This is a genomic window from Paraburkholderia sp. JPY465 (assembly GCF_050436725.1).
GTDB lineage: Bacteria > Pseudomonadota > Gammaproteobacteria > Burkholderiales > Burkholderiaceae > Paraburkholderia > Paraburkholderia youngii.
In genome coordinates this window covers 2,223,890-2,245,938 of the sequence record NZ_JBNDMT010000002.1, presented here as the reverse complement: position 1 = coordinate 2,245,938, position 22,049 = coordinate 2,223,890, and the positions used below count along the sequence as shown (strand labels likewise).

The window sequence follows — 22,049 nt, the reverse complement described above, 5'->3', positions numbered from 1 at the left end:
ACATGAGAGAGAAAAGATCGCGCGCGTCGCAGTTAGAGACGCCCGCGCCGGTCATCGTGCGCCGTTCGAGGAAGGTCGATGAGCACGGCGCGCACCACGGCGGCGCATGGAAGATCGCCTACGCCGACTTCGTCACCGCGATGATGGCGTTTTTCCTGCTGATGTGGCTGCTCGGCTCGACGTCGAAATACGACAAGCAGGGCATCGAGGATTACTTCAACACACCGCTGTCGAGCCTGCTCGGCGGCAAGGAAGGCACCGCAGCGGCGCGGCCGAGGGTCGTGCAGGGCGGCGGGCGCGATATCTCCGACCCGCGGCCCGGCGTCGGCACGAAGAGCCAGAGTGAGCCGACGCCGCCGCGCGGCGCGACGCCCGCCGCCACGCCGATGGATGCCGAGCGCTTGCAGCAGCTGAAGGCGAAACTCAGCGCGCTGATCGAGCAGAGCCCCGTGCTGAAGGCGTTCAAGGACCAGATCCGCATCTCGATCACGAACGAGGGCCTGCGCATCGAAATCGTCGATTCGCAGAACCGGCCGATGTTCGCGTCCGGCAGTTCGAAGCTGCAACCGTACGCGGTCACGATCCTCGCGCAGATCGGCGCGGCGCTGAACGACGTGGACAACCGCATTTCGATCGCGGGCCACACCGACGCGGTGCCCTACACGGCCGGCCCCGAAGGCTACTCGAACTGGGAGCTGTCGTCCGAGCGTGCGAATGCCGCGCGCCGTGCGCTCGTGGCCGGCGGCATGCGCGGCGAAAAGCTGCTGCAGGTGCGCGGTCTCGCCGACGTGCTGCCGCTGAACAGCCAAGTCTCCGACGAGCCGACCAACCGGCGCATCAGCATCCTCGTGCTGAACAAGGCCGCGGAGCAGGCGTTCTTCCATGACGGCGGCCGTAGCACGCTGGATGAATCGTCACCAGTGAGCGCGGCGCTTCCGGCCTTGTCGGCGCGGCTGCAACCGGATTTGCGACCCGCCACCGTCACCCGTAGTACCCCGTAGCATTTTCGCAACCGCCGGCTCGCATACGCGCGAAAGCACATGCGAGCGCGCGCGCACCGCGCGTAGAATCGAGCGCATGCGCCCTACTCTCGTTCCGCAGCGCGAATCCGAGTTGCCGCTGCATACGCCCAGTGTGTCGTCGCTGACGTTGGCGGCAGTCATTGCGCTGATCGCGTGGATGGCGACCCTCGCGCAAGCCGACCTGACGATCGATCGCACGCTCGCGCGCGGGCTCACCGTGTTCGACGCGCTCGCGCGCATGAGCAGCTACCTGACCAATCTGACGGTGCTCGCCAGCGCGTTCTGCTTCACCTGCGTCGCGCTATGGAAGCACCGCTCGCCGCTCGTGCGCTTTTTCCGGCAGCCGACCGTCGTGACCGCGGTGGTCGCGTACATGGTGTTCGTCGGCATCGCGTACAACGTGCTGTTGCGCGGACTGTGGCCGCTGTCACCCTACCGGCGCCTGCTCAACGAGTCGCTGCACAGCGCGCTGCCGATGCTGGCCGCGCTCTACTGGGTGCTGTTCGTGCCGCGCTTCCATCTGCGCTTGCGCCACTGCCTGTTGTGGCTCGTCTATCCGCTCGCCTATCTCGGCATCACGTTCTGGCGCGGCAGCCTGTCGGATTTCTATCCGTATCCGTTCATCGACGTCGAAACGCTCGGGCTGCGCCAGGTGCTGGTCAATTCCGCGCTGCTGTTCGGCAGTTTTCTGATGGTGCTGGCCGTGTTCGTCGGCATCAATTCCAGGCGCCGACGATGATGTTCCAGCACATTCCATCTGGCCGGATGCGTTGCGCCGCGTTGCCGGGCGCACTTCTTGCACCCCTTTCGTCACTGACGCAGGCTGACGCCGCACTGGCGCGGCTTGCGCGGCGCCCTTGTGCGGGCGCGTTGCAATTGCAGCGCGCCCGCACGTAAATATGACAACAGGAGCGATGCATATGGACACGAATTCAGCGGCAGGCGCGGTAAAGGAAGTCGCCGGCAAGGTGCAAAGCGCGGTCGGCGACGCAGTCGGCGACACCAGCGCGCAGGTGGCAGGCAAGGCGCGCGAATTGAGCGGCAAGGCGCAGCAGTTATGCGCGAACACGACGAGCCTCGTGCGCGACACGACAGCCGAAAACCCGTTCACGACGCTGGCTGTCGTCGCACTCGCCGGGTTCGTGATGGGCGCGCTGTGGTCGCGCGGCGGTCGCGACTACGACTGATGCAGGCACGGCGCCGGATCATGGGCGCCGATCGACAGTGCGAAGCAGTCGCACCAGGGCGGGCGGTCCGCGGCAAGCGGATCGCCCGCTGCTTTACTAGCCGCTCTTCTTCTTGCGGCTGGCACCCATCTCCAGTTCGATCCACGTCGGCGCATGGTCGCTCGCATGCGGTTCGCCGCGCACCCAGCGGTCGACGCCCGCATCGCGCAGACGCGGCGCGAGATCCGCGCTCAGCAGCAGATGATCGATGCGCAGCCCCGAATTCGTGTCCCAATGACGGCGAAAATAATCCCAGAACGTGTACACACGCTCGTCGCCGAAATGCGTGCGCAGCGCATCGGTCCAGCCTTGCGCGAGCAGCTTGCGATAGCGCTCCCGGCTCTCCGGCTGCAACAGCGCGTCCTTTAGCCACGAGCGCGGGTTGTAGATGTCTTCGTCGGTCGGCACGACGTTGAAGTCGCCGGCGATCACGACCGGGTGGCCGCTCTCGTACAGCTGCGCCGCATGCGCGATCAGATGATCGAACCACGCGAGCTTGTAGTCGAACTTGGGGCCGGGCTGCGGGTTGCCGTTCGGCAGGTACAGACACACGATCAGCACGCCGCCGACCGCGGCCTCGATGTAGCGGCTGTGCGTGTCGTCTTCGAAACCGGGCAGACCGCGCCGCCGCTCGAGCGGCGCGTCGCCTTTGGCCAGAATCGCCACGCCGTTCCATGCACTCTGGCCTTGCCACACCGCGCCATAACCGGCTTCGCGCAATGCGTCGACGGGAAACGCGCTATCCACCGCCTTCAGTTCCTGCAGACACACGACGTCCGGCGCCTCGCGCTCGAGCCATTGCAATAGCGCCGCCTGGCGCGAGCGGATTCCGTTGATGTTGAACGTCGCAATGCGCAGCTTCGCCATGATCGTCCCTCCGTCGCCTATGGCACCGAACACCGACCCCATTTTGGCCCGGTTCGTTGCAAATTTATCACCCGCAACTTTCCATCCTGCTCGAACCGGTCGACATCCGCAGTGAAGCTGCCCGCAAGTCTGATGAATGGCGCTGAAAGCAGATGCTAATTGGAAGGTAAGAAGATGTGTATTGGATTATAATTTTGTGCGCCAGTGAGCCGTCGGTACGACGGCAGGTTCTGGCGAGGCGGGTTGCCCGCCTGCTTTTTACTGACTGACTTGAAATCGTTTCAATGGAAGCTGCAATGAACGCTGCCCCCGCATGCCCGCAATGCGCAATGGAAAACACTTACCCTGACGGCACGCTGTACGTGTGCGCGGACTGCGGTCACGAATGGTCGGCAAACGCCGGCGCCGATGCGAGCGATGAACCCACCGGCAGCGTCGTCAAGGATGCGAACGGCAACGTGCTGGCCGACGGTGATTCGGTCGTGCTGATCAAGGATTTGCGCGTCAAGGGTTCATCGATCACGCTGAAGATGGGCACCAAGGTGAAGAGCATCCGGATCGTCGGCGGCGATCACGAAATCGACTGCAAGACCGACGCCGGCAGCTTCATGCTTAAGGCCTGCTTTCTGAAGAAAGTTTGACGGGCCGTTCGCCGTTGGCGGCCCCGCTCCGAAGCGCGGTCCGCAGTGCATGATTCAATCGAATGGTTGGTTACCCGAGCATACCGAGAATGGCTGAGGATCGAACCTCGTACGACGCGTTCGTCAAATTCATGTCCACGCCAATCAGTGATGGTCAACCGTTCGTGCTGGAGACACAGCACGCGGTGTCGCTGCACTTCGATCACTTCTCCACTCAGAGCTTCATGTCGCTCAGGAACCCGGAGAAGCTCACGCTCGGCTACACGCGCGCGATGATGGGATTTCTGTTGCTGCAGCCCGCCCCCACGCACATCTGCATGATCGGACTAGGTGGGGGATCGCTGGCGAAATATTGCTATCGGCATCTGCCCGAGGTCGCGATCGACGCAGTCGAGATCAGCCCCGAGGTGATCGCGCTGCGCGACGTATTCAGAATTCCCGCGGACGACGCGCGGTTCAAGGTGATTTGCGCCGACGGCGCGGACTACCTGATGCAGGACGACATCCGCACGGACGTGATCCTGCTCGATGCGTTTGTCGCGGAAGGAATCGCGAGCCGCTGTGCGAACCTCGCATTCTTCGCCGCCTGCCGCGAGCGACTGACCGAGACGGGCGTCCTCGTCATCAACTTCACGGACGATGATCCGGCCATACCGCAGCACCTCGAGTGGCTGAAATCCGTATTTGGCGCTTGCTATGCGCTCGTTCGGTGCGGCGACGACAGCAACTTCGTCGCGTTCGCGTGGAAAAGCGGGCATCGTTTGCCGCCCAGACAAGTGCTATTGGAGCGTGCCCTCTCGTTTGCCTTTGCAGACGAACTCAAACTGTCCGTTACTGCTCGCCGCCTGAAAGAGGGAGAGTGCCTCGATCCGAAGCGACTGATCTGGCGTGAGCAAGGACAGGGGCACTGGGAAATCGGCGGTTGACCGGCGTGAGGTGTCGATCCGGGCGTTACTTTCCGCGCTTGGCAAGCGGGCTCTTGGTCTTGTAGGTCACGCCGTGACGCTCGAGATACTCGCGGATCAGTTGGCGGACGACTTGTGACGGCGTCAGATCCTGCGCCGAGCAGAGCATTTCGAATGCCTCTTTCTTGGCGGGGTCGATCAGGACGGTCAGGCGTGCGGTTTTCGTTTCCATTGCGAGGACGAGTCGGCAAATATGCTAACCAAATTATAATGCATTTGCCTTCGACGGCACGATCAGAACCGGCATTTCACGCCAGCATTCTCCCGTCCTCCCGTGAGTTCAGTGCCTGCGCTCGAAGCGGCAGAGATAGGTCAGCAGATCATCGACGACCGGCACGATCGCCAGTGTGACGAGTGCGCCAGCGAGCGGCACGGTCGACACGTAGCCCACATGCTTGAAACCGATTGCGCCAATCAGCCCGCCCACGAAGAACGACGCGAGCATCGTGCCATGGATCTCCAGCTTCGCGCGGTTTGCGATGACCGCGTGCTCATCGTCGACGAGTGCCGAGCGATTCCAGTAAAAAAGCTTACCCAACTCGATACCGAGGTCCGTGACGATGCCGGTCATGTGTGTGGTACGGATCTCCGCACCCGACAGCTTCGTGATCATCGCATTCTGCAACCCCATGATGAAGCACAGCAGGATCACGGTCAGAGGGACGAAAAACGCTTCGCGTAGCGCAAGGTGGCTGCCGAGCAGACCGAACAGCAGCAGCAGCGCGGCCTCGACCACCAACGGCAGCACGTACTGGCTTTGCAGGCTGCGGCGGCGCCCCCAGTTGACGAGCACCGCCGAGCACCCCGCTCCTACCAGAAACGACGCCAGCGAACCGATGCCGGCGAGCACCAGCCGCAGGTCGCCGAGCGCCGCCTGGTCCGCGATCGCGGACACGATGCCGCTCATGTGCGACGTGTATTGCCTGACCGCGAGGAAGCCGCCGGCATTGGTGGCGCCGGCGACGAAGGCAAGAGAAAACCCGAGCTGACGGTTCGCGCTCGTGCTGCGGTGTTTTCCCGTCAGGCTTCGAAAGTACTGCGCAGGCATAGGATCACTCAATCGCTTGGAACAACGGCAAAGACGTGGCGAACATGTGGTTCACATGATAATGACATTATCATATCCTGTTATCCAGATTGGTTTCTGATGTCATAATGGGTTTCGAGCGAGGCCGGCAAGCCGGAACTCATTGCGTGCTCCTCGTCCAAACCGAGCGTACTGGAGACATTCCGGATGGCACCCTTCCCGGTCGTCCATTTCGTCCTGCTGGTCGCAGCCGCCTGGCTCGCGGTCGGCACGCTGGGTCTCGGAGTTCTGCATCGCACGCGATTCGTCGCCCACGGGCTGTTTCCGCTCGGCGCGCTCGGAGGTCTGCTGCTGGGAGCGGCGGGACTCGCCGGCATCTTCACCGAACCGACCACCGCAGTGCTGCCCATCGGCCTGCCCGGGTTGCCGTTCCATCTGCGCGTCGATGCGCTGTCAGGCTATTTCCTGTTCGCGCTGGGTGTCGTCAGCGCGGGGATCGGCGCCTTTTCCGCCGGTTATTTCCGCAAGGGCGAAGGATCGGCGCCAGGACTCATCTGCTTCGAGTACCACGTTTGCATCGCGAGCATCGCGCTCGTGCTGATCGCCGACGACGCGTATGTGTTCATGGTCGCCTGGGAAAAGCTGACGCTGTCCGCGACGTTCCTCGTGATGACCAATCATCGGATCGGCGAGATTCGCCGCGCGGGTTACCTGTATTTCCTGATCTCCCACGTCGGCGCACTCGCGCTGCTGCTTTGCTTCGGCATCCTGCAGGCGCGCACTGGCGACTACACGTTTGCCAACCTGCGCGCGCAGTCGCCCGACGCGTTCTGGGCCTCGCTCGCCTTCCTGTTCGCGTTGGTCGGCTTCGGCGCCAAGGCGGGCGTGTTCCCGTTGCACGTGTGGCTGCCGGACGCCCATCCCGCGGCGCCATCCCCGGTATCGGCGCTGCTCAGCGGGTTCGTGCTGAAGGTCGGTCTGTATGGGCTGATCCGCACCGTGTTCGACCTGCTGCACGTGCAGATCGCGTGGTGGGGGGTGCTGCTGCTCGTGCTGGGTATCGCCACAGCGCTGCTCGGCGTGGTGTTCAGTACGATCCAGGTCGACATGAAGCGTCTGCTCGCGTATTCGTCGATCGACAACATCGGCCTGATGATCGTCGCGCTCGGGCTCGCGGTGCTGTTTCGCGCGTACGGGATGACGGAGCTGTCCGCGCTTGCGCTGACCGCGATGCTCTACCAGATCGTCGCGCATGCGGCCTTCAAGAGCCTGCTGTTCCTCGGCACCGGGGCTGTGCTGCACGCGACCGGCGAGCGCAATCTCGGCAAGCTCGGCGGCCTGATCCGTGTGATGCCGTGGACCGCCTGGGCCGTGCTCACAGGCGTCGCAGCCAGCGCTGGCTTGCCTCCGATGAGCGGCTTCGTTGCGGAGTGGCTGCTGCTGCAAAGCTTCCTGTTCACGCCCGGTCTGCAGAATTCCGTGCTGGCGATGACGGTGCCGATCGCGGCCGCGCTCGTCGCGATGACGGCAGCGCTGGCCGGTTACACGATGGTCAAGTTCTTCGGCATCGTCTTCCTCGGGCAGCCGAGAGAAGCAAAACTGAGTCGCGCACACGACGCGAACAGATGGGAACGGCTCGCGTTCTGCTGGTTCGCGGTGGCCGGTGTGCTGCTGGGACTGATGCCCACGCAGTTCGTCAAGGTACTGGACCGGGTCACGCGCGCGCTCGTCGGCGCCGGCATCGGCGCGGAGAATCATGGCTGGCTAATCTTCGTGCCCGTATCGACCGCGCGGGCGAGCTACATGCCCGTCGTGTTCATGCTGTTTTTCGTCGCCTGCTGCGGCCTTGCGTGGGTGCTGGTGCGGCGCTTCTACCACGGTCGGCTGCGACGGGCCGCGCCGTGGAGTTGCGGCTTCCCGTTCACGACCGCGCGGATGCAGGACACGGCCGAAGGCTTCGGGCAACCGATCCGGGAGATCTTCGCGCCGCTGCTGCGCATCGAGCGGCAACTGCCGTCGCCGTTCGACGCGCAGCCGTCCTACCGCGTCTCGGTCGCCGACCGCACGTGGTCGATTCTGTACGACCGTATCGCGGCACTCACGCAACGCGCGGCGGAATGGGCGGGTCGATTGCAGACGGGCCGGATCGCCGTGTACCTGACCTACAGCTTCGCCGTGCTGATCCTGCTCCTGATGCTGGTGAGACGATGGTGACTGTATCCGGCGTGCTATCGCAAAGCCTCGAGATCATCGTGGCGCTTGCCGCCGCGCCACTGCTCACGGGCTGGGTCAACCAGTGCCGCGCGTGGCTGCAGAACCGGCGCGCGCCCAGCATCTGGCAGCCGTACCGGATGCTCCACAAGCTGTTCAACAAGGAGTCGGTCGTCGCTCATGGCGCGAGTCCGGTGTTCCGCGGCGCGCCCTATGTCGTGTGGGCAGCGATGACGCTCGCCTGCGCAGTCGTGCCGACGCTGTCGACCGAATTGCCGCTGTCTCCCGCCGCGGATGCGATCGCGCTCGTCGGCCTGTTCGCGTTCGCGCGCGTCGCGTTGTCGCTAGCGGCAATGGATATCGGCACGGCATTCGGCACGCTCGGCGCGCGCCGCGAGATGCTGGTCGGTTTCCTCGCAGAACCGGCCCTGCTGATGGTGCTGCTGTCGGCCTCGCTGATCACGCAGTCGACCCTGCTTACGAGCATCGTCGCGACGCTCGGCCACAGCGAACTCACCATCTACCCGAGCCTGGCGTTCGCCGGCATAGCGTTTACACTGGTGTCGCTCGCCGAGAATGCGCGGCTGCCGGTCGACAACCCGACCACCCACCTCGAGCTGACAATGATCCACGAGGCGCTGATCCTCGAATATTCGGGGCGGCACCTCGCGCTGATGGAATGGGCGGCCAGCCTCAAACTCTTCGCCTACTCGTGCATCGGCATTGCGCTGTTCATGCCGTGGGGGATCGCCGCAGCCGGTAATCCGCTCGCGCTGGTGTTCGCGGTGCCGGCGCTGTTCGTCAAGCTGATGGTCGGCGGCGCTGCGCTGGCGGTGGTCGAGACCGCCAACGCGAAGATGCGGATTTTCCGGGTTCCGGAGTTCCTTGCGACCGCCTTCCTGCTCGCCGTGATCGGCATGCTCGTCCATCTGCTGCTGGGAGCCTGAATGCACGCCTACGCGACGCAACTGATCAATTTCCTCGCGGCTGTACTGCTGATGCTGTCGTTCGCGATGCTGAGCCAGCGCCGCATCCTGTCGCTGATCCATCTCTATACGTTGCAGGGCATGGCGCTGGTGCTGGCAATCCTGATCCTCGGTTTCGTGACGGATGATGCGCATCTGTACGTGTCGGCCGGACTGACGCTCGTGCTGAAGGTCGGCGTGATTCCGTGGATCCTGTATCGGCTCGTGCGCAGGCTCGACATTCAGGCCGACGTCGAGCCGCTGATCAACATTCCGACCACGCTGCTGATCGGCATCGTGCTCGTGATCATCGCGTTCAACGTCGCGTCGCCGATCAGCCAACTCGCGACCTCGGCCGCGCGCGGCACGCTCGGGATCGCGCTGGCGTGCGTGCTGTTGTCGTTCATGGCGATGATCACGCGCGCAAAGGCGGTTCCGCAGGTGATCGGCTTCCTGTCGATGGAGAACGGGCTGTTCTTTGCCGCCACTGCCGCCACCAACGGCATGCCGATGATCGTTGAACTCGGCATCGGGCTCGACGTGCTGGTCGGGATCCTGATTCTGGGCGTGTTCATGTTCCAGATTCGCGAGCAGTTCGACAGCCTGGACATCCATCACCTCGAGAAGCTCAAAGATGAATGACGCCCACGTCGTGCTCGCCGTGCTCGGCATTCCGCTGGTGGCGGCCGCGTCTCTGGCGGCCGTGCGCCCCGCCCCGGTCGCGCGCAACCTGAACGCCGGCTTCAGCTTCGTGACGTTCGCGGCGACGCTCGCGCTCGCCGCGCGTACCGTCGAGCACGGACCGTCGTTCGCGTTCGACCGTGCATTCTTCGTCGATCCCCTGAACGTGTACCTCGTCGCGCTGACTGCGTTCGTCGGCTGGACGACGTCGCTGTTCTCCCGGCCGTACATGCAGATCGAGGAAGCGCGCGGCCGGATGACGGCGACGCGGATGCGCCTCTATCACAGCATGTACCAGTTGTTCATGTTCGCGATGCTGCTCGCGTTGCTGACCAATAATCTCGGCGTGCTATGGGTCGCGATGGAAGGCGCCACGCTCGCGACGGTGCTGCTCGTCAGCGTCTATCGAACCGCTGCAAGCCTCGAGGCCGCCTGGAAGTACTTCATCCTGTGCGGTGTCGGCATCGCGCAGGCCTTGTTCGGCACGATCCTGCTGTACCTCGCCGCGAGCCGGCAACTGAGCGACGGCGATGCGCTGCTGTGGACGAGCCTTGCCGCCGTCAAGACGCACCTCGACCCGTCCATCGTGTCGATCGCCTTCGTGTTCCTGCTGGTCGGCTACGGCACGAAAGTCGGACTCGTGCCGATGCACAACTGGCTGCCGGACGCGCATGCCGAAGGCCCGACGCCGATCTCAGCGGTGCTGTCCGGGCTGCTGCTGAACGTCGCGCTGTACGCGGTGCTGCGCTGCAAGGTGCTGGCGGACGGCGCACTCGGCAATGGCCTGCCGGGACGATTGCTGGTCGGCTTCGGGCTCGTGTCGGTGCTGATCGCGTCGTTCTCGCTGTTTCGGCAGAAGGACGTCAAGCGGCTGTTTTCGTATTCGTCGATCGAGCACATGGGACTGATGACGTTCGCGTTCGGCCTCGGCGGCCCGGTCGCGACATTCGCCGGTCTGCTGCACATGACCGTCCATTCTCTCGTCAAGTCGGCGATCTTCTTTGCCGTGGGCCACGCGGCGCAGAAGGCGGGGACGCAGGCGATCGAAGGCATTCGCGGGCTGCTGCAGGTCAGCCCGACGGTCGGCTGGGGCATGATGCTCGGCGCGCTCGCGATTCTCGGTCTGCCGCCGTTCGGCGTGTTCGCAAGCGAATTCCTGATCCTGACGACCGCGATGAACACGCTACCGTGGACGGCGCCGCTGTTGCTGCTCGGCCTCGCCGTCGCGTTCGCGGCGATCTTCGCGCGCGTGCAGCGAATGGTGTTCGGTGAGACGACGACGGCCAAGCCGCTCGAACATCGCCCCGCACCGCTGCCGGTATTCGTGCATCTCGGCTTGGGGCTGATGCTGGGGCTCTATGTGCCGCCGTATCTGGCAACGTGGTATCGCCAGGCCGCAACGATGTTGGCGGGGTGAACGATGCGACTCGAATCGATACAGCTTGCCGCCACCTGCCTCACACATCGTGCGGGCCAGATTCCCGCAGCAGTGGTGAGCGCCGATGAATCAGCGTGGCTCGAGCTTGCGCGCACCGCGCGATCGGAGCAGCGGCGCCTCGTTGCAATGTGGGGCAGTGAAGCAGTCGAAGACGGATTCTCGGTGAACGCCGCGTATGAATGCGATGACGGCATCGTGTGGGTGCGCCTGCCGATCGGGCGTCAGCAGAGTGCCGGTGGAGACTATCCCGATCTCGCCACCGTTTTCCCTTGTGCGACTCGCATGCAACGGGCGATCTTCGATCTGATCGGCCTGCGCGCGCGTGGCGCCCCGGACACGCGCCCGTGGCTCAATCACGGCAACTGGCCCGACGACTATTTCCCGCTGCAAAGGCAGGCGACCGGTGTCGAAGCCTTCGAGTCGAGCGAGGCGGACTACCCGTTCGTGCAGGTTGCGGGCGATGGCGTACACGAGATCGCTGTCGGGCCGATTCATGCCGGCACCATCGAGCCGGGGCATTTCCGCTTCTCGGTCGTCGGCGAGAAGGTGCTGCGCCTCGAAGAACGTCTCGGCTATGTGCATCGCGGCGTCGAGCGGCTGTTTGAACGGACTCCTGGATCGCAGGGTCATCGGGTTGCCGCCAGAATTGCGGGCGACTCGACCGTCGCGTTCTCGTGGGCCTTTTGCATGGCGCTCGAGCAAGCCAGCGGCACGCAGCTGTCGAAGCGCGCACTATATCTGCGTGCGCTTCTGCTAGAACGCGAGCGCGTGGCCAACCACCTCGGCGACCTCGGCGCGCTGGGCAACGACGCCGGGTTCGGCTTCGCACTCGCGCAATTCTCGCGGCTCAAGGAGGACTGGATACGGACGAACGCCCGTCTGTTCGGACATCGATACCTGATGGACCGGATCGTACCGGGCGGTGTATCGGTCGACGTTCGCGCCGACCACGCGGCGGTGCTGACGGAGCAATGCGAACGCATCGAACGCGAGGTTCATGTGATGCGAAAAGTCTACGAGGACCAGTCCGGGCTGCAGGATCGATTCCTCGGCACGGGCCGATTGACGCCCGCTGTCGTCGAGCATTTCGGCGTGCGTGGCATGGCCGCTCGCGCCAGCGGTCGGACCTTCGACGTTCGCGCGAACTTGCGCGCCGCTCCGTATGACGACGTAGCGGTCAATGCGGTGACTGATGCGCGCGGCGACGTTGCGGCGCGCGTGGCCGTGCGCTTCGCCGAAATCGATGAATCCCTGCGCCTGATCCGCGAGCTGCTGGCCAATCTTCCTGATGACGGTCCCACGGTCGTCGCGATGGCGCCTGCAACGGCGGACGCGCAAGGCATAGGCTGGGTGGAAGGCTGGCGAGGGGACGTATTCGTCGCACTGGATCTCGCCCCGGGCGACGTCATCGGCCGATGCCATTGCCACGATCCGTCATGGCAGAACTGGCCGGCGCTCGAACACGCGATCATCGGCAACATCGTTCCCGATTTCCCGCTGATCAACAAGTCGTTCAACCTGAACTACGCGGGGCACGACCTCTGATGTGGCAACTGATCCGGCAATTCGCGCGCACCGATTTCCCCGACGAACCCGCGCCGGCGGCGGAAGACGCATGGCTTCACGAGGAGCGACGCATTCGCGAGGACATACTCGGTCTGCTCGGGCGGGCGCTGTGCATCCGGCAGATCGATGCGGGTTCATGCAATGGTTGCGAGCTGGAGATCCACGCGCTGAACAACCCGTACTACAACCTCGAAGGGCTCGGCATCAAATTCGTCGCGAGTCCGCGGCATGCGGACTTGCTGCTCGTGACCGGGCCGGTGACGCTGAATATGCGCGCGGCCCTGCTCGCCGCGTACGACGCGACACCCGCTCCGAAACTCGTCGTTGCCGCCGGCGAATGCGCATGCACGGGCGGCATATTTGCCAATAGTTACGCGGTGTGCGGCCCCGTTTCGTCGATCTTGCCGGTCGACGTGACGATCCCCGGCTGTCCGCCGCCGCCGATCGATTTGCTGCGAGGCATCCGCACAGCCTGCCGGGCGCGTTGAACCGCGGGTCCTTTTCGCTTTTTTCCAAGCGCAAAACGTGCAATTTCGCACGTGTTTGCGCGATTCCAGCCGGGTTCCCCCGTGGTCATTGCGCATATTGGCCTGCCTTTATTGCGCAGATCGGCTTTGCGCTTGCAGCGCGTTTTTAATACCGTTGTAGCTGCGCCTGCAACGGCACTTAAATTGCTGCTCAATGGTTTTGTGTCAACGCGATGCGTTGGACATCGACGCGTCGTCAGCCTGCATTGACCTTTCAATGGAGTCAACAGATCGTCATGACCACGCCTACAGAATGTCAGCATTGCGGGGACACCCCCGCTTCAGAGTCGACTGCCGAGCAAACCACCACACCTTCCCAACCGTCCCGCCGCCGCTTCCTGCAATCGGCGGCGGCCGCCGCGACGATCGGCGCGGCGCCGCAACTGCGCGCGCAAGCGCAGGCACCCACCGGACCCGCGCCGCAAAGCAACCCCGTCGTGCCGCCGCGCTCCGTCACATTGACCGTCAACGGCCGCGCGTACGCGCTGCAACTCGAACCGCGCGTGACGCTGCTCGATGCATTGCGCGAATACGCCGGTCTGATGGGCACGAAGAAAGGCTGCGACCGTGGTCAATGCGGCGCCTGCACGGTGCTCGTCGACGGCCGCCGCATCAACTCGTGCCTGACACTCGCGGTGATGCATGAAGGCGAGAACATCACGACCGTCGAAGGACTCGCGAACAACGGCACGTTGAGTCCAGTGCAGGCCGCGTTCATCGAACACGATGCGTTCCAGTGCGGCTACTGTACGCCCGGGCAGTTGTGCTCGGCGACCGCCCTGCTCGGCGAATTCCGCAACGGCACGGCGAGCACCGTGACCGCCGACGTGCGCGCGCGTCCCGCCGCGCTCACCGACGACGAAATCCGCGAGCGCATGAGCGGCAACATCTGCCGCTGCGGCGCGTACGTGAACATCGTCGCCGCGGTGCGCGCCGCGCACGAGCACGCCTGACGGAGAGCGACATGGATGCGATCTCCTACGAACGCGCCGGCGACGTCGCCAGCGCGGTGCGCGCCGCGCAACAGCCCGGCGCGGTGTTCATCGGCGGCGGCACGAATCTGCTCGATCTGATGAAGGGCGGCATCGCGCGGCCGGTGCGGCTCATCGATATCACGCACATCGGCGGCCTCGACTCGGTGACGACGCTGCCCGGCGGCGGTATCCGCATCGGCGCGCTGGTGCGCAATAGCGACGCGGCCAATCACGCGCTGGTGCGCGAGCAGTACCCGCTGCTGTCGCAAGCGCTGCTCGCGGGCGCGTCGCCGCAGTTGCGCAACATGGCGACGGTCGGCGGCAATCTGCTGCAACGCACCCGCTGCGGCTACTTCTACGACACCGCTTTTACGCATTGCAACAAGCGCATCCCCGGCAGCGGCTGCGCCGCGCTCGACGGCCATAACCGCGCGCACGCGATCCTCGGCGCGAGCCCGCAATGCATCGCGGTCAACCCTTCGGACATGAGCGTCGCGCTGGCCGCGCTCGATGCGCTGGTGCGCGTGAACGGCCCCAGCGGCGAACACACGATCGCGTTCGCCGACTTCCATCGGCTGCCGGGCGACCGGCCCGACGTCGATACCACGTTGCAGCCCGGCGAGCTGATCACCGCGGTCGATCTGCCGCCGCCGTTGTTCAGCGCGCATTCGCACTATCTGAAGGTGCGTGACCGCGCGAGCTATGCATTCGCGCTCGTATCGGTCGCGGCCGCGTTGCAGATGGACGGCGAGCGCGTGCAGAGCGCGCGCATCGCGCTCGGCGGCGTTGCGCACAAACCGTGGCGCGCGAACGTGGCCGAACACATGCTGAGCGGCCAGCCGCTCAACCAGGCCACGCTGAAGGACGCCGCCGCGGCCGCGTTGAGCGGCGCGCAGCCGCGTCACGACAACGCCTTCAAGGTCCAGCTCGCGCAGCGCGCGATTGTGCGCGCGGTCAACCAGGCCGCCGGCAATGCGGGAGGTGTCGCATGAATCTGATCGGACAACCGCTCGATCGCGTCGACGGACTGCTGAAGGTGACCGGCGACGCGCGTTACGCAGCCGAATTCCCCGGGGCGCGCCTCGCGCATGGGGTGCTCGTGACGAGCACGATCCCGGCCGGCACGATTTCGTCGATCGATGCGAGCCGCGCCGAAACCGTGCCCGGCGTGCTGCTCGTGATGACCTACCAGAACGCGCCGCGTCTGCCGAACGGCGGCAAGCCCGCGCTCTCGCCGCCGGCCGGCCGGCACCTGTCGCTTCTGCAAGACAACCAGGTGCACTACAGCAACGAGCCGGTCGCGGTGGTCGTCGCCGATACGCTCGAACATGCGACCGATGCCGCGCGCCAGCTGCGCATCGTCTATCAGCCGGGCGCCGCGGCGCTCGACTTCGAGCAGGCGAAGCCGCACGCGCATGCGCCGGACAAGCCGCAAGGCCGGCAAACCGACACGCAGCGCGGCAGCTTCGAAGACGGCATGCAAAGCGGCGACGTGCATATCGAGGCCACCTACACGACGCCGATCGAGCATCACAACCCGATGGAGCCGCACGCGACGATGGCGCACTGGGACGGCCCGCAGTTGACGGTCTACGACTCGACCCAGGGCGTGAGCGGCGCCGCGCAGGTGCTCGCGAAGACGTTCGCGATCCCCGTGTCCGACGTGCGCGTGATTTCGCCGCTGATCGGCGGCGGCTTCGGCTGCAAGGGCTCGTCGTGGTCGCACGTGTCGCTGTGCGCGATGGCCGCGCGGCAAACCGGGCGGCCCGTGCGGCTCGTGCTCGAACGGCCGCAGATGTTCGGCCCGGTCGGCGCGCGGCCGCGCACCGAACAGCACTTCGTGATCGCCGCGCGGCATGACGGCACGCTGACCGCGATGCGCCACGACAGCATCTCGAACACGTCGATGATCGAAGACTGGACCGAGACCTGCTGCATGGTCACGCGCATGCTGTACGCGGTGCCCAACCAGGTGACGACGCACCGGCTCGTGCAGCTCAATGTCGGCACGCCGACCTTCATGCGCGCGCCGGGCGAGACCACCGGTTCGTTCGCGCTCGAATCGGCGATGGACGAACTCGCCGTTGCGCTGAAGATGGACCCGCTCGCGCTGCGCCTGAAAAACTACGCGGAAAGCGATCCGCAGGAGCACAAGCCGTGGTCGGGCAAGTCGCTGCGCGAGTGCTATCAGATCGGCGCCGAGAAGTTCGGCTGGTCGCGCCGCTCGCAAACGCCACGTTCGATGCGCAACGGCAACACGCTGATCGGCATGGGCATGGCGACCGCGACCTATCCGGCCAACCGCAGCGAGGCGTCGGCGCTCGCGCAGATTCTGCCGGACGGCACCGCGGTGGTCGCCTCGGGCACGCAGGACATCGGCACCGGCACCTACACGGTGATGACCCAGGTCGCCGCCGACGCGCTCGGCTTCACGCCCGAGCAGATCCACTTCGCGCTCGGGGATTCGTCGCTGCCGCGCGCGCCGGTGTCGGGCGGCTCGCAGTCGGCGGCCAGCGTGTCGCCCGCCGTGCGCGACGCGGCGAGCGAGGCGCGCAGCCAGCTGATCGCGCTGGCGCTCGCCGATACGGCTTCGCCCGTGCATGGCTTGCCGCTCGACGACGTCACCGTCGAAAGCGGCTGGGTCGTGAGCCGCTCGCAACCAAACAAGCGTGATCCGGCCGCGGCGATCATCGCGCGCGCGGGCGGCAAGCCGATCGAGGCGACCGCGACCGTGAAGCCCGGCGACGAGAAGCAGAAGTACTCGTTCCACTCGTTCGGCGCGGTGTTCGTCGAAGTCCACGTCGATGCGGAGTTGGGCACGATCCGCGTGCCGCGCGTGGTCGCGGTGTACGACGTCGGCCGCGTGCTGAATCAGAAGACCGCGCGCAGCCAGATGATGGGCGGCATCGTATGGGGCATCGGCGCGGCGATGCAGGAAGAAAGCACGCTCGATGAGCGCTTCGGACGCTTCACCAACGCGAACCTCGCCGAGTATCACGTGCCGGTGAACGCCGATATCGGCACGATCGACATTGCGTTCATCGACCGGCCCGATCCGTACATCAACTCGCTCGGCGTGCGCGGTATCGGCGAGATCGGCATCACGGCCGTGGTGGCCGCGATCGCGAACGCGGTGTACAACGCGACCGGCGTGCGGGTGCGCGATCTGCCGATCACGCTGGACAAGGTGGCGCGGACCTGAACCGGCGGCAGCGCCGGAAAATGAGCAACAGCGAAAGCGGGAGCGGCGGGCTTGCGTTGCCGCGCTTGCCTCCCGCCCCGTTGCATCGCACAATCTGCGCATTCCTCTCTACCGGTATCCGCCGATGGCCTATGCCTCGCTCGCCACTGGCGTGTTGCTCGCCGCCGGTTACGGCTCGCGCTTCGATCCGCGCGGGCTGCACAACAAACTGCTCGCACGTATGCCCGATGGCACGCTGGTCGCGCATGAAGCCGCGCATCGGCTGCTGCAGGTCGTCACGCGGGTGCTCGCCGTGGTGCGGCCGGGCTCCGACGCGCTCGCCCGCGTGCTGAACGATGCCGGCTGCGATGTTGTGTTCGCGGCTAGCGCCGAGCGCGGCATGGGCGCGAGCCTCGCCGCCGGCATCGAAGCGAGCGACGACGCCGAAGGGTGGATCGTCGCGCTCGCCGACATGCCGCGCATCGCAATTCCGACGATCGAAGCGGTAGCCCGCGCGCTCGACAACGGCGCGCCGCTCGTCGCACCGTTCTACGACGGCCAGCGCGGCCATCCGGTCGGCTTCGGCAGCGAGCACCGCGACGCGCTGCTCGCGCTGGACGGCGACACCGGCGCGAAAGCGCTGCTCAAGTCACGAACGCTGACACGCATCGACGTCGACGATCCCGGCATTCTGCGCGACGTCGATACGCCGGACGATTTGCGCACGCTTTAGCGGCTAACCTCTGCGTTGCCGGGACGCGACCTGTCGCGTATCTGACAGATTTTCGGCGGCTTCGAGTACATCATATGGACTCGTATCGTCAAACGAGGAGTATCGACGTGAGCTCATCCGCCATCAGTCTGAAGAACGACGTCTCCCCGGCCGAGTGGGAAGCACGCGTCGATCTCGCGGCCGCCTACCGTCTCACCGCGCTGTTCGGCTGGGACGATCTGGTGTTTACCCACATCTCGGCGCGCGTGCCGGGCCCCGAGCATCATTTCCTGATCAACCCCTACGGCATGATGTTCGATGAGATCACCGCGTCATCACTGGTCAAGATCGACCTCGACGGCCGCAAGGTCAGCGAATCGCCGTACGAGATCAATCCGGCCGGCTTCACGATCCATAGCGCCATACATGCGGCACGCGAAGATGCGCTTTGCGTGATGCACACGCACTCGATCAACGGCGTGGCCGTATCGGCTCAGGCGGAAGGCTTGTTGCCGCTGTCGCAGCAGTCGCTGGGTGTGCTCGCGTCGCTCGGCTATCACGACTATGAGGGCATCGCGCTCAACGAAGCGGAAAAACCGCGCCTCGTTCAGGACCTCGGGCACAACACGAATCTGATGTTGCGCAATCACGGCTTGCTGACGGTCGGCCGGACGCCGGCGGATGCGTTCGTCGCGATGTATTTCTTCGAAGCGGCCTGCATGATTCAGGTCCGCGCGCAGGCGGGCGGCGGCAAGCTTCTCCCTATCGCGCCGCCGATTCTCGACAACATCAAGGAGCAGATCAAGCTTGTGACGCGGGGCGCGACGCCAGGCGCGCTCGTCTGGCCGGGGCTGCTGCGTCGGCTCGAGCGCCGTAACCCCGGCTTTGCGGACTAGAGGGTGTTGGTTGGCGATTCGTACCACGCGGTTTCCTCGATCGCGGTTGCGACGCGGCAGCCGGAGGGCTGAAGGGCCTGGTGCTCTCGGGTGTTTTGCCAGGAGCCCGATCACCTCGCCCTTGCTCAAGATGCTGGCGGCGCTTGCACCGTTCTTCCCGGGCCCTTTTATCGACGGTTGACTCTTTCATTCCAGGATTGCGACGGCTCGGCAAACGCGTGTCCTCCGGCGAGGCCGTTGGCGTATCATCGAACGAGGTTCCCGAACCGTTATCCGGGGCTGCAGATCGATCTTCGCGATGGAATCCGTAGTGACTCGGTGTAGCGCTGTGGGGGATCGTCAGGGTTGCCCCCGGCCTGCGTAACCACCAATGCAAACGATCGACGTGACATCGCGAGGCAAACCCTCCCTGCTTCTGACCACGAAACTCGTGCCGCCGCGCTTGCCATCCGGCTTGATCGAGCGGCCGCGGCTCGTCGCTCTGACGGCCCAGGCCGAAAACAAACGGCTCATCGTGATCAAGGCGCCCGCGGGCTTCGGCAAGACGTCGCTCGCACTCGTGTGGCTCGAGCGGCTGCGCGCCACCGGCGCTCACGTGGCGTGGCTGTCGCTCGACCCCGAGGACGACGAGCCCGCCCGCTTCCTGCACTATCTCGCGCAGGCCTTGCGACACGCGTGCGGCAATGTCGGCGCGTCGGCGATCGGCCTGACGGCCGAGGCGTCCCTCGTGCCCGCGCAATCGATCGTCGCAACGCTGATCAACGAACTCGTCGAAGTCGATGACGAGGTCTATCTGTTTATCGACGACTATCACCTGATCGGCCTGCCCGTCATTCACGATGCCGTTGCGTTCTTCATCGAGCACATGCCGTCGCGGGTGCACCTAGTGGTCTGCACGCGGAACGATTCCACGCTGCCGCTCGCGCGCTTGCGGGCCAGCAACGAACTGCTCGAAATCGACTCGGCGGCGCTACGCTTCAGCTTCGACGAGACGCAGCGCTTCATCGAACATGAATGTCCGGGCCTGGGTCCGTCCACCGTCAAGTCGTTGTTCGCGAGCACCGAGGGCTGGGCCGCGGCGCTGCGCATTTCGGCCTCGGTGCTGGCCCGCGAGCAACGTCCCCCCGGTGCGGAAGCTGATATGCCATCGGGCGCGTCGCGGCCGTTCGCCGCCTACCTCGAAGACATGCTCAAGCATCTGCCGGCGGACATGGTCGACTTCATGTTGCGCACGTCGATACTCGACCGGCTTAGTGCATCGCTGTGCGCGGCGGTGACGGGCGTCGAGGACAGCCAGCACATGCTGGAGGCGATCGTCGCGCGTCAGCTTCTGCTGCAACCGCTGGACATCGAGGGACGCGCGTTCCGCTATCACCATCTGATGCGCGACTACCTGTGCCAGCGGCTCGAAACCCGGTACGGTAAAGAAGTCGCCGACGTGCATCGCCGCGCTTGTCGGTGGTACGCGCAACAGCAGCAATGGACGGACGCGGTGCGCCACGCGATCGCGGCAGGGGCAACCGACGACGCGATCGCGCTGATGGGTCGCTGCGCGATGTCGCTCGTCACGAAAGGCGATCTGCTGACGCTGCTCGGCTGGCAGCGCCAGTTCCCCGCGCACCTGATGCGCGGGCAGTTGCAGGTCAGGCTCGCGATCACGTGGGGCATGGCGCTGGCACTGCGCTTCGACGACGCGCTGACGATGCTCGATGCGCTCGAACGCGAAACCGCAATCGACAAAGACCCCAAGACCACGCGCATGCGCTGGGAGTGCGAAGCGATCCGAGCGGTGCTCGCGGCGTTGCAGGACGATCCGCAACGCGCGCTGTCGCTCGCGCAGGCCTGCCTCGATCATCCAGCGGCCGACGCGTGGACCGCCAACGTCCTGTCCAACGTGATCCGTTTCGCGCACTGGAAGGCGGGCCGCCTCGAAGCGCTGTATGCGACCCCGTGGATTCCCGATTCGATCGAGGACGACCAGCGCAACGTGTTCTCCTCCACATACCGGCTGTGCCTGCTCGGCCACGCGGAAATGCAGCGGATGCACTTCGTGCTGGCCGAGCGGTATTTCACCAGGTCGATGCATCTGGCCGAGCGTTACTCCGGCCCGCAGTCGATCTCCGCCGCGCTGTGCGCGCCGATGCTCGCGCAGATCCGCTACGAGCAGGGCCGCCTCGACGAAGCCGAAGCGCTGCTGCTCGATCTGATGCCGATCGTCGATGCGGCCGTGCTGCTCGATAGCGTGCTGATCGCGTATCGAGTGCTGATCCGGATCGCGATGGCGCGCGCGAACACCGCGCACGCCTATGCGCTGCTCGAGCACGCGCAAGACCTTGGCCATCGGCGAGGCTGGCGGCGTCTGGTCGCCGCGGGGTTCGTCGAACGCACTCGGCTGCATCTCGCCGAAGGAAGAATGACCGAAGCCGCCGCATGTGTTCATCAACTCGACGGACTCGCGGCACGCGACCCGCAATCGTCGACACCGGTGTCGGCGGAAATCGACAACTATCGCGCACTCGCCGCGGGCTGCCTGGCGATGGCGCGGGGCCGCACGAGCGAGGCCGTCGACCATCTGAACGCGGCACGGCGCAGCGCGGAGAGCCGTCACGGCGACTACCTGGCATTGCGCTTGCGCACCACGCTCGCGCTCGCGTGGATGAGCGCGGGCCGGTTGAGCGAGGCGATCGAGGCGTTCGGCGAGGTCGTCGAAGTCGCCGCGCCGGCCGGCATTTATCAGTCGATTCTCGACCAGGGCGCCGGCATCGGTTCGCTGCTGCAGGCGATGCGCGACGACAGCCGCAGCGTCGCGGGGAACCCCGTGCGAACGAAGGACGCGGCGCATTACATTGACCGTCTTTGGGACGGCTGGCGTGCTCTTTATCAGCCCCGCAGCCAAGCGCAGCGCGACGCCGAACGCGAAGCGCTGAGCGCGCGCGAAAGCGAAATCGTCGGGCTGATCGCGCAGGGGCAGTCGAATAAGGAAATCGCGCGCAGTCTCGGCATTGCGCCCGAGACCGTCAAATCGCACGTGAAAAGTATTTTCGTGAAACTCGCGGTCGACAAGCGCGCGCATGCGGTGTCGCGCGCGCAAGCGCTGGGACTGTTGCGCAACGGCCAATGAGGCGCTATCGCGCCAGCCATTGCGCCAAG

Annotated in this window: 20 protein-coding genes; 17 read left to right on the top strand and 3 right to left on the bottom strand. The window is 65.3% G+C overall.

Going from position 1 to position 22,049, the window contains the following annotated elements:
• The first annotated feature begins 2 nt into the window (after nucleotides 1-2).
• The 3 genes from motB to QFZ94_RS12460 all read left to right on the top strand — a co-directional run bounded on the left by motB (nucleotide 3) and on the right by QFZ94_RS12460 (nucleotide 2,209).
• Nucleotides 3-1,001: a flagellar motor protein MotB gene (motB, locus tag QFZ94_RS12470; RefSeq protein WP_429457198.1), complete on the top strand. Its 999-nt coding sequence runs from the start codon at nucleotides 3-5 to the stop codon at nucleotides 999-1,001.
• 76 nt (nucleotides 1,002-1,077) lie between these two features.
• On the top strand, nucleotides 1,078-1,761 hold the full coding sequence (locus QFZ94_RS12465) for a Pr6Pr family membrane protein (protein ID WP_429457196.1): 684 nt from the start codon (nucleotides 1,078-1,080) through the stop codon (nucleotides 1,759-1,761).
• A gap of 181 nt (nucleotides 1,762-1,942) precedes the next feature.
• The gene (locus QFZ94_RS12460; RefSeq protein WP_013091250.1) at nucleotides 1,943-2,209 is read left to right on the top strand and encodes a CsbD family protein; all 267 of its coding nucleotides are present in this window, start codon (nucleotides 1,943-1,945) and stop codon (nucleotides 2,207-2,209) included.
• 96 nt (nucleotides 2,210-2,305) lie between these two features.
• Here the strand turns inward: QFZ94_RS12460 and xth are convergent, their stop codons facing one another.
• Nucleotides 2,306-3,115, bottom strand: coding sequence for an exodeoxyribonuclease III (xth, locus tag QFZ94_RS12455; RefSeq protein ID WP_429457194.1), 810 nt, complete (start codon nucleotides 3,113-3,115; stop codon nucleotides 2,306-2,308).
• 296 nt (nucleotides 3,116-3,411) lie between these two features.
• Between xth and QFZ94_RS12450 the strand changes: the two genes are divergently transcribed.
• A complete protein-coding gene (locus QFZ94_RS12450; protein WP_013091248.1) occupies nucleotides 3,412-3,756 on the top strand; it encodes a zinc ribbon domain-containing protein YjdM in 345 nt (114 codons plus the stop codon).
• Nucleotides 3,757-3,845: 89 nt separating this feature from the next.
• The gene (locus tag QFZ94_RS12445; RefSeq protein WP_429457191.1) at nucleotides 3,846-4,682 is read left to right on the top strand and encodes a spermidine synthase; all 837 of its coding nucleotides are present in this window, start codon (nucleotides 3,846-3,848) and stop codon (nucleotides 4,680-4,682) included.
• Nucleotides 4,683-4,707: 25 nt separating this feature from the next.
• Here QFZ94_RS12445 and QFZ94_RS12440 read toward each other — a convergent pair whose 3' ends face one another.
• Nucleotides 4,708-4,893 carry a CopG family transcriptional regulator gene (locus tag QFZ94_RS12440; RefSeq protein ID WP_090809355.1) on the bottom strand — a complete coding sequence of 62 codons (186 nt, stop codon included), beginning with the start codon at nucleotides 4,891-4,893 and terminating at the stop codon, nucleotides 4,708-4,710.
• 108 nt (nucleotides 4,894-5,001) lie between these two features.
• Nucleotides 5,002-5,769 (bottom strand): YoaK family protein, encoded by a 768-nt coding sequence (locus QFZ94_RS12435; protein WP_429457189.1) that lies wholly within the window; start codon nucleotides 5,767-5,769, stop codon nucleotides 5,002-5,004.
• A gap of 186 nt (nucleotides 5,770-5,955) precedes the next feature.
• On the opposite strand from QFZ94_RS12435, the gene hyfB reads away from it, so the two are divergent.
• The 12 genes from hyfB (at nucleotide 5,956) to QFZ94_RS12375 (ending at nucleotide 22,020) form a co-directional block, all read left to right on the top strand.
• Nucleotides 5,956-7,962: a hydrogenase 4 subunit B gene (hyfB, locus tag QFZ94_RS12430; RefSeq protein WP_429457187.1), complete on the top strand. Its 2,007-nt coding sequence runs from the start codon at nucleotides 5,956-5,958 to the stop codon at nucleotides 7,960-7,962.
• Nucleotides 7,956-8,906 carry a respiratory chain complex I subunit 1 family protein gene (locus QFZ94_RS12425; RefSeq protein ID WP_410850302.1) on the top strand — a complete coding sequence of 317 codons (951 nt, stop codon included), beginning with the start codon at nucleotides 7,956-7,958 and terminating at the stop codon, nucleotides 8,904-8,906. Before hyfB ends, QFZ94_RS12425 begins: the two co-directional genes overlap by 7 nt.
• Complete coding sequence (locus QFZ94_RS12420; protein ID WP_429457185.1) at nucleotides 8,907-9,566, top strand: formate hydrogenlyase; 660 nt, start codon at nucleotides 8,907-8,909, stop codon at nucleotides 9,564-9,566.
• Nucleotides 9,559-11,022, top strand: coding sequence for a hydrogenase 4 subunit F (locus QFZ94_RS12415; RefSeq protein WP_429457183.1), 1,464 nt, complete (start codon nucleotides 9,559-9,561; stop codon nucleotides 11,020-11,022). Before QFZ94_RS12420 ends, QFZ94_RS12415 begins: the two co-directional genes overlap by 8 nt.
• Before the next feature lie 3 nt (nucleotides 11,023-11,025).
• Complete coding sequence (locus QFZ94_RS12410; protein WP_410850300.1) at nucleotides 11,026-12,588, top strand: NADH-quinone oxidoreductase subunit C; 1,563 nt, start codon at nucleotides 11,026-11,028, stop codon at nucleotides 12,586-12,588.
• Nucleotides 12,588-13,097, top strand: a complete 510-nt coding sequence (locus tag QFZ94_RS12405) for an NADH-quinone oxidoreductase subunit B family protein (protein ID WP_429457180.1) — start codon at nucleotides 12,588-12,590, stop codon at nucleotides 13,095-13,097. Before QFZ94_RS12410 ends, QFZ94_RS12405 begins: the two co-directional genes overlap by 1 nt.
• A 275-nt stretch (nucleotides 13,098-13,372) precedes the next feature.
• Nucleotides 13,373-14,089, top strand: coding sequence for a 2Fe-2S iron-sulfur cluster-binding protein (locus QFZ94_RS12400; RefSeq protein ID WP_429457178.1), 717 nt, complete (start codon nucleotides 13,373-13,375; stop codon nucleotides 14,087-14,089).
• An 11-nt stretch (nucleotides 14,090-14,100) separates the two neighbouring features.
• Nucleotides 14,101-15,102 (top strand): FAD binding domain-containing protein, encoded by a 1,002-nt coding sequence (locus QFZ94_RS12395; protein ID WP_429457176.1) that lies wholly within the window; start codon nucleotides 14,101-14,103, stop codon nucleotides 15,100-15,102.
• Nucleotides 15,099-17,312, top strand: a complete 2,214-nt coding sequence (locus tag QFZ94_RS12390) for a xanthine dehydrogenase family protein molybdopterin-binding subunit (protein ID WP_429457174.1) — start codon at nucleotides 15,099-15,101, stop codon at nucleotides 17,310-17,312. The genes QFZ94_RS12395 and QFZ94_RS12390 overlap by 4 nt, the downstream gene beginning before the upstream one ends.
• Nucleotides 17,313-17,436: 124 nt before the next feature.
• On the top strand, nucleotides 17,437-18,024 hold the full coding sequence (locus QFZ94_RS12385) for a nucleotidyltransferase family protein (protein ID WP_410850296.1): 588 nt from the start codon (nucleotides 17,437-17,439) through the stop codon (nucleotides 18,022-18,024).
• Between the two features lie 107 nt (nucleotides 18,025-18,131).
• Nucleotides 18,132-18,899 (top strand): class II aldolase/adducin family protein, encoded by a 768-nt coding sequence (locus QFZ94_RS12380; protein ID WP_410850295.1) that lies wholly within the window; start codon nucleotides 18,132-18,134, stop codon nucleotides 18,897-18,899.
• Nucleotides 18,900-19,269: 370 nt separating this feature from the next.
• Entirely contained in the window at nucleotides 19,270-22,020 is a 2,751-nt protein-coding gene (locus QFZ94_RS12375) for a LuxR C-terminal-related transcriptional regulator (RefSeq protein WP_429457172.1), read from the top strand.
• The last annotated feature ends 29 nt before the right edge of the window (nucleotides 22,021-22,049 follow it).

Coding starts and splice junctions, on each gene's coding strand:
- motB (WP_429457198.1), top strand. CDS start 3: ATGAGAGAGAAAAGATCGCGCGCGTCGCAGTTAGAGACGCCCGCGCCG.
- QFZ94_RS12465 (WP_429457196.1), top strand. CDS start 1,078: ATGCGCCCTACTCTCGTTCCGCAGCGCGAATCCGAGTTGCCGCTGCAT.
- QFZ94_RS12460 (WP_013091250.1), top strand. CDS start 1,943: ATGGACACGAATTCAGCGGCAGGCGCGGTAAAGGAAGTCGCCGGCAAG.
- xth (WP_429457194.1), bottom strand. CDS start 3,115: ATGGCGAAGCTGCGCATTGCGACGTTCAACATCAACGGAATCCGCTCG.
- QFZ94_RS12450 (WP_013091248.1), top strand. CDS start 3,412: ATGAACGCTGCCCCCGCATGCCCGCAATGCGCAATGGAAAACACTTAC.
- QFZ94_RS12445 (WP_429457191.1), top strand. CDS start 3,846: ATGGCTGAGGATCGAACCTCGTACGACGCGTTCGTCAAATTCATGTCC.
- QFZ94_RS12440 (WP_090809355.1), bottom strand. CDS start 4,893: ATGGAAACGAAAACCGCACGCCTGACCGTCCTGATCGACCCCGCCAAG.
- QFZ94_RS12435 (WP_429457189.1), bottom strand. CDS start 5,769: ATGCCTGCGCAGTACTTTCGAAGCCTGACGGGAAAACACCGCAGCACG.
- hyfB (WP_429457187.1), top strand. CDS start 5,956: ATGGCACCCTTCCCGGTCGTCCATTTCGTCCTGCTGGTCGCAGCCGCC.
- QFZ94_RS12425 (WP_410850302.1), top strand. CDS start 7,956: ATGGTGACTGTATCCGGCGTGCTATCGCAAAGCCTCGAGATCATCGTG.
- QFZ94_RS12420 (WP_429457185.1), top strand. CDS start 8,907: ATGCACGCCTACGCGACGCAACTGATCAATTTCCTCGCGGCTGTACTG.
- QFZ94_RS12415 (WP_429457183.1), top strand. CDS start 9,559: ATGAATGACGCCCACGTCGTGCTCGCCGTGCTCGGCATTCCGCTGGTG.
- QFZ94_RS12410 (WP_410850300.1), top strand. CDS start 11,026: ATGCGACTCGAATCGATACAGCTTGCCGCCACCTGCCTCACACATCGT.
- QFZ94_RS12405 (WP_429457180.1), top strand. CDS start 12,588: ATGTGGCAACTGATCCGGCAATTCGCGCGCACCGATTTCCCCGACGAA.
- QFZ94_RS12400 (WP_429457178.1), top strand. CDS start 13,373: ATGACCACGCCTACAGAATGTCAGCATTGCGGGGACACCCCCGCTTCA.
- QFZ94_RS12395 (WP_429457176.1), top strand. CDS start 14,101: ATGGATGCGATCTCCTACGAACGCGCCGGCGACGTCGCCAGCGCGGTG.
- QFZ94_RS12390 (WP_429457174.1), top strand. CDS start 15,099: ATGAATCTGATCGGACAACCGCTCGATCGCGTCGACGGACTGCTGAAG.
- QFZ94_RS12385 (WP_410850296.1), top strand. CDS start 17,437: ATGGCCTATGCCTCGCTCGCCACTGGCGTGTTGCTCGCCGCCGGTTAC.
- QFZ94_RS12375 (WP_429457172.1), top strand. CDS start 19,270: ATGCAAACGATCGACGTGACATCGCGAGGCAAACCCTCCCTGCTTCTG.